Genomic DNA, 17,143 nt, shown 5'->3' with positions numbered 1-17,143 from the left:
CTTGTGACAGAACCCACTTCGACGAACACCGGCAACGGTCGCGTCCCCGCACTGGAATTGACGGGGGCGCGGCTGTCCTTCGGCGAACGCACACTCTGGCAGGACCTCGACCTCACCGTGGAACCCGGTGAATTCGTCGCCGTCCTCGGACCCAACGGGTCGGGCAAGACGTCGCTGCTCAAGGTGCTGCTCGGCCAGCTCGACCTCAGTTCCGGCAGCGCGCGCATCGCCGGAACCCCGGCACGGAAGGGCAATTCGCACGTCGGGTACATCCCCCAGCAGAAGTCGCTCGACGACGGGCTGCCGCTGCGGGGCCGCGACCTCGTCGGGCTCGGTGTCGACGGCCACCAGTGGGGAACCGGTCTCCTCCGGCGCGGCCGACGCCGGGCGATCGTCGACGCGGCGATCGCCGAAGTCGGCGCGCAGCACTACGCGGACGCGCCGATCGGCTCCATGTCCGGCGGCGAGCAGCAACGACTGCGGATCGCGCAGGCCCTCGTCGGCAACCCCCAGATCCTGCTGTGCGACGAACCGCTGCTGAGCCTCGACCTCGCCAACCAGAACCTCGTGTCGGGACTCATCGACCGGCGCCGACGCACCCACGACACCGCGGTGCTGTTCGTCACCCACGAGATCAACCCGATCCTCCCGCTCGTCGACCGCGTGCTCTACCTCGTCGACGGACAGTTCCGCATCGGCGCACCGGAAGAGGTCATGACGTCGGAGGTGCTGTCCGAGCTGTACCGCACCGACGTCGAGGTGCTGCACGTGCGCGGCCGCCTCGTCGTCATCGGCACCGGCGACGCCATCGACGCACTCGGCAGCGCGGGCGGTCTCCGCCCCGGCGAGGGTGTGCACCACACAGACGAGGGACACGCATGAGCAACAAGTTCACCGACGCGATGTCGCACATGTTCGACGTCTCCGCCACGGTCGACCTCCTGCAGTACGACTTCGTCCAGCAGGCATTGATCGCGGGCGCCATCCTCGGACTGCTCGCCGGAGCCATCGGCCCGCTGATCGTCAGCAGGCAGATGTCGTTCGCCGTGCACGGCACGAGCGAACTGTCCCTGACCGGTGCGTCGGCGGCCCTGCTCATCGGGGTCAGCGTCGGTGCCGGCGCCATCGCCGGGTCGGTGGTCGCGGCGGTGCTGTTCGGGCTGCTCGGTGCGAAGGCCCGCGATCGCGACTCCGTGATCGGTGTGATCATGGCGTTCGGCCTCGGCCTGTCGGTGCTGTTCATCTGGTCGTATCAAGGCCGCACCGGCACCAGTTTCTCGCTGCTGATCGGCCAGATCGTCGCCCCCGGAAACAGCGGCCTGCAGTTGCTGCTGCTCTGCGCCGTCCTGGTCATCGGGGTCCTCGGCCTGATCTACCGTCCCCTCCTCTTCGCGAGCACCGACCCCGACGTCGCCGAAGCCCGCGGCGTCCCCGTGCGCGCGCTGTCGATCGTGTTCGCCGTCCTCGTCGGCATCACGGCCGCCCTCGGCGTCCAGATCGTCGGGGCGCTGCTGGTGATGGCACTGCTCATCACCCCCGCCGCAGCCGCCGCCTACGTCACCGCCAGCCCGCTGAAGGCCACGATCCTGTCGATCGTGTTCGCCGAACTCGCCGCCGTCGGCGGCATCCTGCTCTCCCTCGCACCCGGAGTGCCGGTGTCCAGCTTCGTCACCTCGATCTCGTTCATCATCTACCTCGTCTGCAGACTCAGCGGATCCTCACGGCGCAAAAACGCCGGACGCATCGCCCACTCGCACGCCGCCCACTCGCACTGAGCCACCACTTTCGGGCTTGTGAAGGCCAGTTCGGCCATCGATTCGCGGAAAGTGGCGGCTCAGTTCGGCTCCCCTACAAATGGTCGGGGAAATAAGGCGCCAACGTCGTCGCCACCTTCGTGGCCTGATCACACGCCGCCTCGACAGTCGTGAAATCCTCCAGTTCGCTGTACCCGATCATGAACTCGAGAATCCCCGGCTCAATCGCCACCGACACCGTGCACGCACTGCCCCCGCGAAAATCCGACACCAGCGCACGCCGCCCGCCGATCTCCGTCTCACTCAGGACGGCGAAGCGGTCGTCGCTCTTCACGCTGTCCGGTGTTTCACCGATTGCGGAGATGACGACGCCGTAGTCCGGGTTGCGTGATCGAAATGAGCATGATCGATTTGCAGGCTCGTCCGACAGTCGCGATCCCGGGCGCACATCGATCTGCGCCGCTTGAAGTGCCTCGGGGGTAAGGCCGTCACATGGGTGGAACGCGATCTCCCTAGCCGGTTGTTGCGCAGCTGCACCATCCACCGGGGTTGAACAACCTGCGATTGCGCCTACCACCGCAACGCCGAGCACCAAGGCGAAGCCACCCAACGGACGGTTCATAAGTCCCCTCCGACCGAACCAAGACTCAAGGCAATCGCCGCATCTTGCTCGTTGTAGCGCGCGAGGACCGCCTCGAACATCGACTTCATGTCCTTCGCATACGTTTGATGCGCACCGAACAGACCCACCGCCGTGTTCGCGAAGTCGATGTCACCGCCGCCGATGGCCTTCTCATCGAACTTCCGTGCCAGTTGCTTGGCCGAGTCGATGTCGTGCTCTCCAATTCCCAAGTCAGCTGCACGAAGTTTCTGACGAGCGTTGTCAGCCAAGTCGCCCATCAGCTCCGCATGCTCCTGGCACAGCTTGATGCACTGCTCGATGCCGGCGGGGTCGAGTTCGAGCCTGCCTCCTCCGACGATGTTTTCGGTGAAAGCCTTCCATCCGGCTTCCGGTGCTTCTGGCCCCGCCATGGTTGTGTCCCCTCCGTGTGTGCTGCTGTGTCCCACCTGTGGAATCGCCGGCGCGTGGCAATCTACCAACCGCGCCCGCCGACCGACCCTGTGCGAGGAGTGGTACCGACCCTGATGAGGGTGTCGAGCGACGATACGAGTTGGTCGGGGCCTGCCGGGTGCGCGGCGGCGGGATCGTGCGGACCGATCAGGTAGCGGCCGTCGCCGGCGATGTCGATCCACTGCATGACGCCGACGTCCCTGCCGGTGCCGTAGCGGGGTCCGCGGAACACCCTGACCTTCCCGCGCCCCGCGTATCCGCGTTGCACGGCGGATTCGAGTCGCGGAGGGGGCGCCACCCGATTGACGTCCTGCAGGATTCCCCGGGAGAAGCCGAGGTCCTCCTCGTCCCGCCGAAACCGGTGCCGGCCGGCGGCGTTCTGCGGGATCAGGCCGACCAGTTGCGCGCCGAGTCGCCCGGCCGCACCTGCGCCGACCACCACGTCGCCACCGATGTGCGGTGCCCGGCCGGGGAGTTGGGCGGCGATCACCGCCCATCCCCGCCCCTGCGCGCCGATGATGCGGATCGGTGTCTCGTCGACGGTGGAACCGGAGATCTCGACATACACCTCGGGCTCGGCGAGAACCGCCAGCGCCGACTTCACGTCGTCGTGTTCGGCTCCCGCGAAGGATTCGCGTAACCGGTTCTGCTCTGCCACATAGGCGTTGAGACCGGGGTGCGCGCTGACGATCCGGAACGGGTACGGGATGCGATCCTGCCCGGTGCCGGCCCACAGCGCGTCGAACAGTTCGGGACGCAACCGCCAATTGTGCATGCTCATGCGCCGATCACCGGTGGCGAGACGAGGGGCAGTTTGCCGATCAACTCGTTGCCGTTGTCGAGGGTGATCAGGTAGTCGGGCGTCTTGTGTTCCTTGTCCTCGCCGCCGCCCTTGCCGGCTCCTGCACCGCCGCCGCCCATCATTCCGCCACCCATTGGGCCGGTGCCGCGCATCCCGGCACCCGTCCGACCACCGGTTGCCACCCCCGCGGCCCCGGGTGTGGAGCCCGGCCTCGCCACGGACCCTGCCCGATTTCCGGCGCCGACACCGCCGCCGAGCCCGCCGACACCGATCCCACCAGCGGCTCCGCCGCCTGCTCCGGCGCCCGCGGATCGCGATCCGGCACCCGCGGACGAATCAACGCCCTGTGCGAGACCCGGCCTGCTCTGCGTCTGATCCCCCGTCACCGAGGCAGTGGCCGTCGACGCCGGTGCGGTCGCCGCCGTCGACGGCGCGGTTGCGGCGTCCGGCTGCGTGTCGTCCGGCGCCGGCGCGCCATCCCCAGCGGACACGGCGGACGGGTCGCTCGCGGGAGCCTCGCCGGAGGTAGGCTGCGCGACGCTCGGTGCCCCGACCCGATCGCTCGAATTCGGCGTGCCGCTGGCCTGCTCGTTACCGGGGCCGGCCTGACCCGACCGCACATCGACGATGCTTTCCGGTGTGGTGAACGACGGGACGTTGCCGTCCGACGTCGCGAGTCCGGGGTTGTAGATCGCAGCCATCTTCTCGCGCGCTTCGCCTTCGCGCCGGTAGTACTCGTCCTCGGTGTCCGTGTCCCAGGGTGTCAGCTTGTCCCACAGTCCGGTGCCGATGGTCTCGGGGACCTGCGACCGCAGAGATGCGACCGTCTCGGCCAGCGGCGTCAATGCCGCCGCCACTCCGTGGAGTTGCTCCTGCGCCTGCGCCGCGGACGAGGAGTACCGCTGGGTCTCGCCGGAAGCCGCCGACGCGGCAGTTCCCTGCCAGCTCTCGCCGATCGTCTTCTTGATTGCATCGCTGAATTCGACGATCGCGTCGTGGGCCGTCGTCCCCAGTTCGGTCCAGGCTCTCGCGATGCCGCTCACGAGCTCGACGTCCATGCCCGCGACGGCACTCGCAATCCGCGCGTGATCCCACTGGTCCGAATGAAAGTTCTCGGGATCCTTGATGTATGCCGGGTCGGTCACGTTTCCCCCTCCGATGGCGCACTCCACCACGCGCGGTCAATTGTTCTGACGCAGCAGGTCCCTCACCGGTTCCGCCCGCCCCCGCGAGAGAATCTACAAGACGGCACTCGGAACCCTAGTATCGAATATGTGCCGGCAATCGATCTGAACAGCGACCTCGGCGAGAGCTACGGCGCTTGGACCCTCGGCGACGACCTGGCGATGCTGAAGCTCGTGACCAGCGCGAACGTGGCGTGCGGGTTTCATGCGGGCGACCCTGCGACCCTCATGGCCACCTGTTCCGCGGCCTCCGAGCTGACGGTCCGGATCGGGGCGCAGGTGGGCTACCACGACCTCGCCGGGTTCGGACGCCGGTTCATCGACGTCTCTCCGCGCGATCTGACCGCCGACGTCGTCTATCAGATCGGTGCCCTGGACGGTCTCGCTCAGGTCTCCGGATCCGCGGTGGCGTACGTGAAACCGCACGGCGCGCTGTACAACGCGATCGTGCATCACCGCGAGCAGGCCCGGGCGGTGGTCGCGGCGGTCGGCGCGTACGACCCGACGCTTCCGGTTCTCGGTCTGCCCGGTTCGATGTTTCTCGAGGAGGCCGAGAAGGCCGGACTGCGGACGGTCACCGAGGCTTTCGCTGACCGCGCGTACACCCCCGAGGGCACTCTGGTGCCCCGGACGACGGACGGGGCCGTCCTGCACGATCCGGTGGTCGTGGCCGAGCGGGTCCGCCGACTCGTCGTCGATCACACCGTCGAGGCGGTCGACGGTACGGTGCTCACGGTCGCCGCCGAATCCGTCTGCGTCCACGGCGATACGCCCGCGGCTGTCGAGATGGCCACCGCCATCCGGTCGTTGCTCGACACCGACGGCATCACGGTGGAGCCGTTCGTGTGATGCGCATCCTAGACGTCGGAGAAAGCGCGATCCTCGCCGAGTTCGAGGATCTCGGCACCGTGCTCGCGCACTTCCGTGCCCTGGACGGGTCCCGGCCGCCCGGGGTCGTGGAGGTGATTCCGGCGGCACGCACCATCCTGGTCCGGTTCGACCACGGCGCGACCAGCCGGGACCGCGTCGCCAAGTGGGTGCGGACCACGGAGCCGGCGCCGCCGGTCGCCGACGATGCCCCGGAGGAGATCCGGATAGAGGTGCGCTACGACGGCCCCGACCTCGAGGACGTGGCCGAGCTGACCGGTCTGGGCGTCGACGGTGTGGTCGCCGCGCACACCGGGACACCGTGGACGGTGGCGTTCTGCGGCTTCGCACCGGGTTTCGGGTACCTCTCCGGCGGTGCGCCCGAACTTCACGTGCCGCGCCGCGCGACGCCCCGGACCTCCGTTCCCGCCGGGACCGTCGCGCTGGGCGGGGAGTTCACCGGAATCTATCCCCGCAGCTCGCCCGGAGGCTGGCAGCTCATCGGGACCACGGACGAACCGATCTGGGATGCCGACCGCATTCCCCCGGCCCTGCTCCGCCCCGGCGTCGTGGTGCGCTTCGCGCCCGTGAGTACTTATTAACCGCCCGACGTTAATAAGTACTCACAGGTCGAGGACCAGGCGGGCTCCCCTTGCCCGGGACACGCAGATCATCATGCTGTTGCACTGCGCGCGTTCGCTTTCGGTGAGGAGGTCGTCGCGGTGGTCGACGTCGCCGCCGAGGACCTTCACCTCGCAGGACCCGCAGATGCCCATCTCGCAGGACGACGGATGGTCGACGCCGGCGTCGCGGACGGCCTCGAGCACCGTCTGATCGGGACGCACCGACACGACCTTCTCGCTGCGGGCCAGTTCGACCTCGAATTCTCCGCCCGACTCGACTGCGGGGGCCGCCGCGGCGAACCGTTCGAGGTGGAGGTCGCCGGCGCGACCCGCCTGCGACATCCGTTCCACCAGCGCGTCCATGAGCGGTGTGGGACCGCAGCAGAAGACCGCCGCCCCCGACGAGGACTCGACGACGGACGCCAGGTCGAGGTGACCGTCCGTGTCCTGCGGCACCAATCGCACCGCGGACGCGTCCAGTTCGCTCACGAACGCGAAGTGCTCGGCGGTGCGCGCGCCGTACACCAGTTCCCAGGTTCGACCGCGCCGCTGCACTTCCCGGATCATCGGCAGCATCGGGGTGATGCCGATTCCGCCGGCGACGAACACGTACCGCTCGGCGTCGGCCAGGGCGAAGTTGGAGCGCGGCAGGCCGATCCGGATCGGGCGCCCCGGACGCAGTTCGCGGTGGACCTCCACCGAACCGCCTCGGCCCGAAGGTAGTTCGAGGACGGCGATGCGGTACCGCGACGTGTCGGCGGGGTCGCCGCACAGCGAGTACTGCCGGACCGTCCCCGACGGCAGGTGCACGTCGACGTGGGCACCGGGTACCCAGGCGGGCAGCTCACCGCCGTCGGCGCGGGCGAACTCGTAGGAGGTGATCGACTCGGCCTCCCAGCGGGCGGCGACGACGCGCAGCGGAAGCGTCTGCGGATCAGACGAACTCGTTGACATGGCTGCCGTCCTCGACACGGGTCATCAGCTCGGTGAACGACCGTCGGTAGTTGAGGGTGAACAGGTCGGCGGGCACGGAGAACTCCTGGAACTCGGAATCCCAGGGGATTTCGCGGGGTTCGATGAATTCGACGATCGGGATGTCCTCGAGGTACACCATTTCCTCGACGCGCAGGCATTCCTCGAGGTCGGCGCCGCGGTAGCCGACCTCGTTGGCGACGCCCCAGAAGATCTTGACGTGTTCGTAGTCGATCGGCGACGGGAACCCGGCGACGACGCGGCGTCCCAGCTTCTCGTAGTGGTAGGTGATGGACGCGAGACCCGGTGCGGAGCAGCGGTACCGCATCATGCAGTCGCCGTCGCCGGCCCAGTCGCCGGAGCCCGCGTCGAGCGGCCGGTCCATCCAGACGTCGAGACCGTCCCGGTTGACGTCCAGCGGTTCGACGACCTCCGGGGTCGGGCCCATCGACACCTTGTGGACGAAGGGGAAGTGCGCGACGTCGCGGAAGTTCTCGATCGTCACGCCGACGCCGACCGACGAGTCGATGGGGTCGGCGGCGAGCCATTCGAGGTCGAGGCCCTGCCACTCCTCGATCTCGTACATGTCGCGGATCGGGTCCTCGAGCACGGTCCAGACGTGCCCGAACCGCTCGACTGCGGGGTACGTGGCGATCGACGCGCGCGGCGGGATCTTGCCCTGATCCGCCAGGGACGGGATGCGGCTGCAACTGCCGTTGGTGCTGGAGAACTCCCAGCCGTGGTACGGGCAGCCGATGGAACTCCGGTGCACTTCGCCCATCGACAGGTCGCCGCCGCGGTGCGGGCAACGCCGCGACTGCACCGAGATCCGTCCCTCGCCGTCGCGGTAGATCACCAGGCCGACGCCGAGAAGCGTGGCCGTCTGGGGCGTGTCGAGGTCGCGGATTCGCGCGACCGGGAACCAGGAGCGGCGCATCGCCGCCTCGGCCAGTTCACGTTTGGTGGGGGTGGGGATGGAGGTGGTCACGAGGGTCCTTTCGGGAGATCAGGCGCCGACGACGAGCGCTCCACCGTTGACCGCGAGGGTCTGACCGGTGATGAATGCGGCTCCGTCGGAGGCGAGGAAGGCAACGGCCGCGGCGATTTCGTGGGCGTCGCCGAGACGGCCGAGGGGTACGGCTGCGAGCTCTTCGGCATAGACCTCGTCGGGAACCATCCGGGTGTGGATCGCGCCCGGGGCGACGGCGTTGACGAGGATCTTCCGCGCGACGAGTTCGGCGGACAGCGCCTTCATCAGGCCGAGCTGCGCTGTCTTGGACACCATGTAGCCGTAGGAGTGTCCGTCCGGAACCTGCCCCCACTGCGAGGAGATGAAGATGACGCGCGGTGCCTCGCTGCGGGCGAGGAGCGGCGTCGCGGCGCGGGTGATGGCGTACGGGCCGAGGACGTTGACGTCGAGGTAGGGCCGCAGGTTCTCGACCGGTGTCTCGCTCAGCGTCTTCCAGTCGTGCATGATGCCCGCGTTGTGGACCAGGACGTCGAGGCGGCCGAAGCTGTCGTTCGCGACGGCGACGACCCGCTCACCGGCGTCCGGTGTCGTGACGTCCAGTGCGAGGCATTCGACGCGGCGGCCGGTGCTGTCGCGGATCTCCTTGGCGACGGCCGACAGTTCTGCGGTGTCGAGATCGGCTACGATCAGGTCGGCTCCGCGGGACGCGAGGGTCCGCGCGTGGGCGGCGCCCATGCCCCGGGCCGCGCCGGTGACGAGTGCGACGCGGTCGTCCAGCCGCACAGTGGGAATGGCGGCCGGACTCATGCTTCGGCTCCGACGATGTGCGGCTCGGTGACGTACAGCATGTTGCCGTCGGGGTCGAAGAACGGACGGTACTGGTACCAGGTGCCGCTGGGGTGCTTCCACTGGATCCGCTCGTCGACCCATTCGACGCGCCCGTCCAGCGCGGCCTCGGCCTCGTCGAGGCTGTCGACCTCGAACGCGATCGAGTCGTAGCCGGGCGCGTTGTCGGGGTTGATCGCGGTGCGGCGCGGCGCGTGTTCGCCCACTTCGGATTTGAAGATGTACAGCGTCACGTTGCCCAGGTCGATCGCCGCCCACTCCTCGTCCTTCTCGTACGGGAGGTGGAAGGGGAGCCCGAGGACGCCGTGGTAGAACTCCACGAGTGCGTCGACATCGCGCGTGAGGATGTCCATGTTGTCGATGCGCTTCAGTTTCAGCACGGTGTTCTCCTTGGTCGGTGCCGCGAAATCGGCAAGGATGGTGCAGGGCCCACCGGAGTGAGCGGTCAGGGTTCCGTTCTCGACGTCGAGCGAGACGGTGGCGAGGGTCTCGAAGCGTGCCGACGCAGGCAGGGCCGAGTCGACGTGGCAGCACGTCGCTCCGCCGCCGAGCAGGTGTGACGTCATCGCCTCGAGGACTGTGGGGACATCGACGTCCGGCCGGCCGGACAGTCGACGGTGGAGCAGGTCGAATCGGATGACGGTGTCCGGTCCGTCCCGGAGTTCCTTGTCGTGCAGGTTCGCCGGACTGCTGAGGAAATGATTGGTGTGGACGAGGAGTCCGTCGGGGTCCGGCAGCGCGTAGCCGATCCCGCCGGGGTTGAGTTCGACGCTCACGGCGGCGGATTCACCGCCGGTGCTCGCGACGAGCGTCAGCGACGTCGACGCGGACACGTCCGCCCGGGCGAGCCGGACGAGCGCGTGGTTGAGGTCGCGCGACTCGTCGAGCACGGCGCGGGCCAGCACGTGCACCGGGACGCCGATCCCGTTCCCGTCCTCGGTGTGATGGAGGATGTTGAAGTGCACGCCCAGGCCGCGGTCGTTGACGCCGATCTTGCCGACGATGCCGTATTCGGTGACCGTGGTGGTCAGGTGCCCGTTCTCGTGCGGGATCTCCCAGACGAGCCAGAGGTCGGCGAGTTCGGCGAACCAGTCCCACGCCTGCACGGAAACTGGCGCCGCCCCGTTCCCGAGCTTGACGACGGTCGAGCACTCGCTCGGTGAGGACGAACCCACTGCTGCAAGCACTTCGGTACGCGCATTGATCGCCGCGACCGCGGTGACCGGCAGGCTGGCTCCTTCAGCGATGCCGTCGATCTCCTCGGCGAGCGCGGGTGCGGCCTCGGTGATCCGCTCGAGGGCGACGGCTCCCCAGTGGTCCAGGTCGACGGCCGAGCCGGCGGCGCGGTCGAACAACTGCCGGTACGCGGCCACGCAGGCGCCGACCTGTTCCGCGTGAACGCTCCCGAATTCGTAGCCGCGGTCCCACGGCCGGGTCTGCGTGGAGCGGAACCGGCGCGTCACGACGCGACCTGCAGTCGCGGCGCCACCCGTGCGGCGACCTCGTCGAGGCGGGCGAACCACACGTCGCCGGATTCGGCCATGTGCGCCACGACCTGCTCGAATTGGGCGAGCCGGTAGGGGCGTCCGATGACCTCGGGATGCATGGTGAAGCTCGTGTGCCTGCGTTCGGCGCGGGCCGATTCGAATTCGGCTGTCCAGCAACGACGCAGCTCTTCTGGATCGGCGACGTTGCCGCCGCCGTCGATGTTCCAGCCGAAGCGCGGCCAGTCGTCGAGCGACCAGTGCACGGGCAGTTCGAGGATCTCGAGCCCGTCCCAGGACTCCACGTACGGGCGGTCGTCGCCCATGCAGCTGGAGTCGTAGAGGAATCCGCGGTCGACGAGCAACGCGAACGTCTCCGGGGTGAGTTCCCAGGAGGTGGAGCGGTATCCCCGCGGCCGGGGGACGCCCAGCCGCTCCAGCGCCTCGAGGCCCTTGTCGATCTCGTCGATCTGCTGCTGTGCGCTCACCTTGTCGCTGCGCAGGTGCAGGTGTCCGTGGTGGCCGATTTCGTGTCCCGCGTCGAGCAGGCTCTCCACCATCGCGGGGTGGTGCTCCGCGGTGTGTCCGGGGACGAAGAACGTGGCCGAGATGTCGTACCGGGCAAGCAGATCGAGGATGCGCGGCACTCCGCGCGTGACGCCGTAGCGGCCCTCGGACAGGATGGTCAGACGGCGCGCGTACTCGTCGCCCTCCCCCAGCCAGCCGGCTTCCGCGTCGACGTCGAAGGTCAACGACACCGCGGCCGCCTTGTTGCCCGGCCAGTCTGCAGCGGGAAAGTCCTGAATCGTCAAGACACGCTCCTCTGATTGCGCCACTCTCCGGCGGCGAGTACGACTCGATGCTGCGCGTTGCGTTATCGAATAGCATCGATTCAACGCTTTGCGTGTTGCACACCACACTAACAGCACGCAAAGCGCTACACAACCCGAGAATTGCTTTGTTTTTGCGTCGATCACACTAGCCCTGCTACGCATTGCGCAGCGACGCCCCTCGAGGTTCGCCGGCTCGGCGCGCCACGGAGACGATGCGCACGTGCGGCGCACCGGAAAACAGAAAGGCGGCACCTCGACGCCGTTGTCGAGGTGCCGCCTTCCGGCGTGGGACCGGTTGCGTTACAGCAGGGTCCAGGCTTCGGTGAGGACGCTGCGCAGGATGGTTTCGATTTCGTCGAATTCGGGTTGCCCGCAGATCAGCGGTGGGGCGAGTTGGATGACCGGGTCGCCGCGGTCGTCGGCGCGGCAGTACAGGCCGGCGTCGAACAGGGCGGTGGAGAGGAATCCGTGCAGCACCCGTTCGGCCTCGGCGTCGGTGAACGACTCCTTCGTGGTCTTGTCCTTGACCAGTTCGATGCCGTAGAAGAAGCCCTCGCCGCGCACGTCGCCGACCATCGGCAGGTCGGTGAGCTTGTCGAGGGTGGCCCGGAACGCCGGCGCCTGCTCGGCCACATGGGCGTTGAGGCCCTCGCGTTCGAAGATGTCCAGGTTCGCCAGCGCCACCGCCGCGGAGACGGGGTGGCCGCCGAAGGTGTAGCCGTGGGCGAACATCGACTGCCCGTCGGCGAACGGTTCGAACAGCCGGTCGGAGGCGATCATCGCCCCGATCGGTGAGTACCCGGATGTCATCCCCTTGGCGCAGGTGATGATGTCGGGGACGTACCCGAAGTCGTCGCACGCGAACATCGACCCGATCCGGCCGAACGCGCAGATCACCTCGTCGGAGACGAGCAGCACGTCGTAGTCGTCGCAGATCTGCCGGACCCGTGCGAAGTAGCCGGGTGGCGGTGGGAAGCAGCCGCCGGCGTTCTGGACGGGTTCGAGGAAGACGGCGGCGACGGTGTCGGGGCCCTCGAATTCGATGGCCTCGGCGATCCGGTCGGCGGCCCAGATCCCGAACGCCTCGGGGTCGGCGCCGAGGGGTTCGGGGGCGCGGTAGAGGTTGGTGTTGGGGACCCGGAACGCGCCGGGAGTGAGCGGTTCGAACGGGGCCTTCAGGGCGGGGATGCCGGTGATCGCCAGCGCCCCCTGGGGGGTGCCGTGGTAGGCGATGGAGCGGGAGATGACCTTGTGTTTGCCGGGTTTGCCGACCTTCTTGAAGTACTGTTTGGCCAGTTTCCAGGCGCTTTCGACGGCCTCGCCGCCGCCGGTGGTGAAGAACACCCGGTTCAGGTCGCCCGGGGTGTAGCCGGCGAGGCGTTCGGCGAGTTCGATCGCGGGTTCGGTGGCGTAGGACCAGAGCGGGAAGAACGCCAGCTGTTCGGCCTGTGTGGCGGCGGCCTCGGCGAGTTCGCGGCGGCCGTGCCCGGCCTGGACGACGAACAGCCCGGACAACCCGTCGAGGTAACTCTTGCCGGCCGCGTCGAAGATCCGGGCGCCCTCGCCGCGGGTGATGATCGGTGGGGTGATTTTCTCCCCGTGCCGGGAGAAATGCCCCCACAGGTGGCGGCGGGCGGCCGCTTCGAGCCCGGTTGTCGTGGCTTGTTCGGTGACTGCAGTCATCGTAGTCCTCAATTGTGTTTCGGTTCAGTCGAGTTCGGTCCGGGCCGGGCCCGTCGACCGAACTCGGGTTGATCGCCCCGGCAGATCGTCGAACTCCGAGGTTCGATCCGGCATGCGTCAATCCTGACGCTTTGTGACCGCGAATTCAAGTAGTTGAGGCGAAATTTTCGACGCAATACGCAGAATTTTGTCCCATTCGATGAGCAAATTCGCGACGACGGGTAGCCAACACCGCATCGCTTCTCTACTGTGGGTGAATCTTTTCGCCCCCGTCTTGGAGTGATCTCATGACCGTCTCGGTCCCTTGTCCGCCGTCCACCTCGCTCGACCTGCCGGCCACCGTGCCCGGCTGCTGGATCTCCGGATCCCCGGCCGAGGGCTCCGGCGACGCCCACCGCATCGTCGATCCGGCGACGGGCAGACCCGTCACGACGCTGACGCTGGCGACCGCCTCCGACGTCGATGCCGCCGTCCGGGCCGCGCGCACCGCCTTCCCCGCTTGGTCGGGGGCGGCGCCGTCCCAGCGCGCGGCAGTCCTCACGACGCTCGCCCGCGCGCTCGAACGCGACGCCGAACTGTTCGCCCGCGAGGAAGTAGCGCAGACCGGCAAGGCAATTCGGCTCGCCCGCGAGTTCGACGTGCCGGGAAGCATCGACAACATCGACTTCTTCGCCGGGGCCTCGCGCAATCTGGAGGGCAAGGCCTCGGCCGAATACTCCCCCGACCACACGTCGAGCATCCGCCGCGAGGCCGTCGGCGTCGTCGGATCGATCACGCCGTGGAACTACCCACTGCAGATGGCGGTGTGGAAGGTGATTCCGGCGCTGGCCGCCGGATGCACGGTCGTGCTCAAACCGAGTGAACTGACCCCGCTCACCACGCTGCGGCTCGCCCGGCTGGCCACCGAATCCGGTCTGCCCGACGGCGTGTTCAACGTGGTGACGGGCACGGGCGCCGTGGTCGGCGCGGCCCTGGCGGGACATCGCGGAATCGACGTCCTGACCTTCACCGGATCGACCGCCGTGGGCCGGACGGTGATGGCGCAGGCGGCCGTGAACGGCACCCGCGTCCAGCTGGAACTGGGCGGCAAGGCCCCGTTCGTCGTCTTCGACGACGCGGATCTCGATGCGGCCGTGCACGGCGCGGTGGCGGCGTCGCTGATCAACGGCGGCCAGGACTGCACCGCGGCGACCCGCGCGATCGTGGCGGACTCGTTGTACGACGACTTCGTCGCCGGCGTGGCCGAACTGATGGAACGGGTAGTCGTGGGCGATCCGTACCACCCGGACACCGACCTCGGATCGCTGATCACGCTCGCCCATCGCGACCGGGTCGACGGCATGGTGCAGCGCGCCCGTGCCGCCGGCTTCCGGATCGTGACGGGCGGATCTGCCCCCGACCTGCCCGGGGCCTTCTACCTCCCGACCCTGATCACCGACGTCACCGAGGACGCGGAGGTGTACCGCGACGAGGTGTTCGGACCCGTGCTCACCGTCAGCCGCCACTCGGGCGACGACGACGCGATCCGCCGGGCCAACGACACCGACTACGGCCTCGCCGCGTCGGCGTGGACGACGAACCTGTACCGCGCGCAGCGCGCATCGCGGGACATCGCCGCGGGCTGTGTATGGATCAACGATCACATCCCGATCATCAGCGAGATGCCGCACGGCGGGGTCGGTGCGTCCGGCTTCGGCAAGGACATGTCGACGTACTCGTTCGAGGAGTACCTCACCGTTAAGCACGTGATGAGCGACATCTCCGGGGTGTCACGAAAAGACTGGCACCGCACGGTGTTCCGTGCCGGTCAGTAGCACTACCCACGCGAGGGCGTGCCGTACCGCAGCTTGTGCACCTTGAGAATCGAGGTGGTCTCGGTGGTACGCACGCCCTCGATGGTGCTGACATGCTGATTCAGGAATGCCCACAGTTCGGAGTTGTTCGCGCTGCCGACCTCGACGCAGATGTCGGCGCGCCCCAGCAGGGTCGAGACATAGGTGATCTCCGGCATCTCGGTCAGCGCGTCCACCACCTGCTGGTGCCGATCCGGATCGACAGTCAGGAAGACGAGAGCAAGTTGCGAGTCGCCCAGCCGCTCGGGATCGGCGAACGCGACGATGCGCAGGATGTTCAGATCCTGCAGGCGCTTCACGCGCGCCCGCACCGTCGCCTCGGACGAGCCCAGGTTGCGCGCGATTTCCCGGAACGCTCGCCGTCCGTCGTCTTCGAGTTGCCGCAGGATCGCGCGGTCCAGTTCGTCCAGAGTGTGCTGTGACATGAATCGACTCTAGCCAGAACAACGAGATCAGTGGCGTTGCGGGGGCAGAATGCTGCATTTCATTGATGCAAACGTCCAGTGAATACGCAATACATAGACATATTCCATCTTGTGCGACGCATTGCGCGGTGTTAGTGTCTTGAATCACACACTTGCGGCGGTCCATCGGCCTCCCCCACTCGACTCGCGTCGCCGAGGGCCGCATTCTGAATACACATACTGCGCCGACAAGGCCCAGAACTGGAGAACTCCCGTGAGCCTGCACGATTCCTTCGCCGACGACCACACCTATGAGAAGAACCTGCGCTGGTGGGACGGCTTCACCATCAGCCTCTCGATCCCCGCCGCACTGTTCGTCGGAATGGGGTACGCGATCGGCCTGATCGGCGCATGGACGACGCTCGTCCTCCTGGGCGCCGTCGCCGTCCTGGCGTGCCTCCAGAACTTCATCTATTCCGAGATGGCCAGCATGTTCGTCGACAAGGTCGGCGGGATCTCGATGTACGCCCATCAGGGCTGGCGGACCCGGTCGACCCTCGTCGGCCCGCTCGCGACGTACGGCTACTGGTTCTCCTGGTCCAGTTCGCTGGCCATCTACGGTCTCCAGATCGGGAAACTGGTACAGGCCGAATGGTTCCCCGAACAGACGTGGACGTTCTCCACGGGACTCGCCACCATCGGACTACCCCACGTCATCGCACTCGGCGTCCTGTTTCTGGGCTGGGGACTGAACGTGCTGGGCATGCGGCCCGCGATGTGGCTGATGTACGCGACCGGCGCCCTCGTCCTCGTCCCGATCATCGTCTTCGCGGCCGCCCCGCTCCTGTCCGACAGCTGGTCGATGAGCAACCTGCACTGGGACATCGCGGCCAGCGGTGAAGCGGGCTGGCGCACCGCCATCGCGTGGATGTTCGTCCTCGCCTGGTCGGTCTACGGCATCGAGGCGGTCGCCTCCTTCGTCCCGGAGTTCCGCGACACCATCCGCGACAGCCGAATTGCGTTGCGACTGGCCGGTTTCTTCGTGATCGCCGTCTACATCCTCGTCCCGCTCGGAGTCGGCGGACTCGTCGACCAGGCCGATGTCGCCGACAACCCCGTGTCGTTCTACCTGACCGTGTTCAAAACCCTCATTCCCGGCGGCGACATCGTGATGGCGATCTGCCTCATCGCCGGCCTCGTCCTCCTGATGGTCATGACCACCGCCGACGGCGGACGCGTACTCCACGGCAGCGCCCGCGAGGGTCTCACCATCAGGCAGCTCGGCGAGCTCAACCGGTTCAAGGTTCCGGGACGGGCCATGTCCCTCGACCTGCTCGTCAACGTCATCCTGATCCTGTTCGTCGGTGAGGCGCTCGCCGTCATCGTCGCCGGCATCGTCGGCTACCTCATCTGCCACATCCTCTCGCTGACCGGCTTCCTCAACCTTCGCCGCGACGAGCCGGACGCCCATCGCCCCATCAAGCTCGGCAAGCAGTGGGTGTACATCGCGGGCCTCCTCGTGATCGTCGACACGATCATGGTCGTCGTCGGTGCGCTTAGCGCGTCCATCACCGGCTACGGCAGCACGAAGGAACTGATCGTCGGCGTCGTCGTCCTGTCGCTGTCGATCGTGCTGTACGCCTACCGTCGCGTCGTCCAGGACGGTCAGCCGTGGGTGTGGAAGGAACCGGCCTCGGCGGTCGAGGCCGACTTCGTCCACGACGACGAAGACCCCGCGCGCACCCTGTAAGTGCGCTCCGCGCCTGTGAGTACTTATTAACCGCCGCGGTTAATAA

General features: G+C 67.6%; 17 protein-coding genes. 6 read left to right on the top strand and 11 right to left on the bottom strand.

Annotation, left to right across the window (positions count from 1 at the left end; translation table 11 throughout):
* Nucleotides 1-3: 3 nt before the first annotated feature.
* Both ACFTWF_RS19205 and ACFTWF_RS19200 read left to right on the top strand, forming a co-directional pair.
* Nucleotides 4-882, top strand: a complete 879-nt coding sequence (locus ACFTWF_RS19205; RefSeq protein WP_378462766.1) for a metal ABC transporter ATP-binding protein — start codon at nt 4-6, stop codon at nt 880-882.
* Complete coding sequence (locus tag ACFTWF_RS19200) at nt 879-1,775, top strand: metal ABC transporter permease (RefSeq protein ID WP_378462765.1); 897 nt, start codon at nt 879-881, stop codon at nt 1,773-1,775. Before ACFTWF_RS19205 ends, ACFTWF_RS19200 begins: the two co-directional genes overlap by 4 nt.
* Nucleotides 1,776-1,848: 73 nt before the next feature.
* On the opposite strand, the gene ACFTWF_RS19195 is transcribed toward ACFTWF_RS19200, so the two are convergent.
* The 4 genes from ACFTWF_RS19195 to ACFTWF_RS19180 all read right to left on the bottom strand — a co-directional run bounded on the left by ACFTWF_RS19195 (nt 1,849) and on the right by ACFTWF_RS19180 (nt 4,773).
* Complete coding sequence (locus tag ACFTWF_RS19195; protein ID WP_378462764.1) at nt 1,849-2,376, bottom strand: DUF3558 domain-containing protein; 528 nt, start codon at nt 2,374-2,376, stop codon at nt 1,849-1,851.
* The gene (locus tag ACFTWF_RS19190; protein ID WP_378462763.1) at nt 2,373-2,786 is read right to left on the bottom strand and encodes a hypothetical protein; all 414 of its coding nucleotides are present in this window, start codon (nt 2,784-2,786) and stop codon (nt 2,373-2,375) included. Before ACFTWF_RS19190 ends, ACFTWF_RS19195 begins: the two co-directional genes overlap by 4 nt.
* Before the next feature lie 62 nt (nt 2,787-2,848).
* The gene (locus ACFTWF_RS19185) at nt 2,849-3,607 is read right to left on the bottom strand and encodes an ESX secretion-associated protein EspG (RefSeq protein ID WP_378462762.1); all 759 of its coding nucleotides are present in this window, start codon (nt 3,605-3,607) and stop codon (nt 2,849-2,851) included.
* A complete protein-coding gene (locus ACFTWF_RS19180) occupies nt 3,604-4,773 on the bottom strand; it encodes a hypothetical protein (protein WP_378462761.1) in 1,170 nt (389 codons plus the stop codon). The genes ACFTWF_RS19185 and ACFTWF_RS19180 overlap by 4 nt, the downstream gene beginning before the upstream one ends.
* Nucleotides 4,774-4,902: 129 nt before the next feature.
* On the opposite strand from ACFTWF_RS19180, the gene ACFTWF_RS19175 reads away from it, so the two are divergent.
* Together ACFTWF_RS19175 and ACFTWF_RS19170 are read left to right on the top strand one after the other, a co-directional pair.
* Nucleotides 4,903-5,661 carry a LamB/YcsF family protein gene (locus ACFTWF_RS19175; RefSeq protein ID WP_378462760.1) on the top strand — a complete coding sequence of 253 codons (759 nt, stop codon included), beginning with the start codon at nt 4,903-4,905 and terminating at the stop codon, nt 5,659-5,661.
* The gene (locus tag ACFTWF_RS19170; protein WP_378462759.1) at nt 5,661-6,281 is read left to right on the top strand and encodes an allophanate hydrolase subunit 1; all 621 of its coding nucleotides are present in this window, start codon (nt 5,661-5,663) and stop codon (nt 6,279-6,281) included. The genes ACFTWF_RS19175 and ACFTWF_RS19170 overlap by 1 nt, the downstream gene beginning before the upstream one ends.
* A gap of 21 nt (nt 6,282-6,302) precedes the next feature.
* Here ACFTWF_RS19170 and ACFTWF_RS19165 read toward each other — a convergent pair whose 3' ends face one another.
* From ACFTWF_RS19165 to ACFTWF_RS19140, 6 genes are all read right to left on the bottom strand, one after another.
* Nucleotides 6,303-7,256 (bottom strand): PDR/VanB family oxidoreductase, encoded by a 954-nt coding sequence (locus ACFTWF_RS19165; protein WP_378462758.1) that lies wholly within the window; start codon nt 7,254-7,256, stop codon nt 6,303-6,305.
* Nucleotides 7,237-8,262: a Rieske 2Fe-2S domain-containing protein gene (locus ACFTWF_RS19160; protein WP_378462757.1), complete on the bottom strand. Its 1,026-nt coding sequence runs from the start codon at nt 8,260-8,262 to the stop codon at nt 7,237-7,239. The genes ACFTWF_RS19165 and ACFTWF_RS19160 overlap by 20 nt, the downstream gene beginning before the upstream one ends.
* An 18-nt stretch (nt 8,263-8,280) precedes the next feature.
* Nucleotides 8,281-9,051: an SDR family NAD(P)-dependent oxidoreductase gene (locus tag ACFTWF_RS19155; RefSeq protein WP_378462756.1), complete on the bottom strand. Its 771-nt coding sequence runs from the start codon at nt 9,049-9,051 to the stop codon at nt 8,281-8,283.
* A complete protein-coding gene (locus tag ACFTWF_RS19150) occupies nt 9,048-10,553 on the bottom strand; it encodes a C45 family autoproteolytic acyltransferase/hydolase (protein ID WP_378462755.1) in 1,506 nt (501 codons plus the stop codon). Before ACFTWF_RS19150 ends, ACFTWF_RS19155 begins: the two co-directional genes overlap by 4 nt.
* A complete protein-coding gene (locus ACFTWF_RS19145; protein ID WP_378462754.1) occupies nt 10,550-11,386 on the bottom strand; it encodes a polysaccharide deacetylase in 837 nt (278 codons plus the stop codon). The genes ACFTWF_RS19150 and ACFTWF_RS19145 overlap by 4 nt, the downstream gene beginning before the upstream one ends.
* 321 nt (nt 11,387-11,707) lie before the next feature.
* The gene (locus ACFTWF_RS19140) at nt 11,708-13,090 is read right to left on the bottom strand and encodes an aspartate aminotransferase family protein (RefSeq protein ID WP_378462753.1); all 1,383 of its coding nucleotides are present in this window, start codon (nt 13,088-13,090) and stop codon (nt 11,708-11,710) included.
* Between the two features lie 287 nt (nt 13,091-13,377).
* On the opposite strand from ACFTWF_RS19140, the gene ACFTWF_RS19135 reads away from it, so the two are divergent.
* Nucleotides 13,378-14,904: a gamma-aminobutyraldehyde dehydrogenase gene (locus ACFTWF_RS19135; protein WP_378462752.1), complete on the top strand. Its 1,527-nt coding sequence runs from the start codon at nt 13,378-13,380 to the stop codon at nt 14,902-14,904.
* A gap of 2 nt (nt 14,905-14,906) precedes the next feature.
* On the opposite strand, the gene ACFTWF_RS19130 is transcribed toward ACFTWF_RS19135, so the two are convergent.
* Nucleotides 14,907-15,368, bottom strand: coding sequence for an Lrp/AsnC family transcriptional regulator (locus ACFTWF_RS19130; RefSeq protein WP_378462751.1), 462 nt, complete (start codon nt 15,366-15,368; stop codon nt 14,907-14,909).
* Nucleotides 15,369-15,621: 253 nt separating this feature from the next.
* On the opposite strand from ACFTWF_RS19130, the gene ACFTWF_RS19125 reads away from it, so the two are divergent.
* The gene (locus tag ACFTWF_RS19125) at nt 15,622-17,097 is read left to right on the top strand and encodes an APC family permease (RefSeq protein WP_378462750.1); all 1,476 of its coding nucleotides are present in this window, start codon (nt 15,622-15,624) and stop codon (nt 17,095-17,097) included.
* Nucleotides 17,098-17,143: the final 46 nt, after the last annotated feature.

The organism is Rhodococcus sp. NPDC056960 (assembly GCF_042674125.1).
In the GTDB taxonomy this organism is placed as follows: domain Bacteria; phylum Actinomycetota; class Actinomycetes; order Mycobacteriales; family Mycobacteriaceae; genus Rhodococcus_F.
This window is presented reverse-complemented; position numbering and strand designations above follow the sequence as displayed.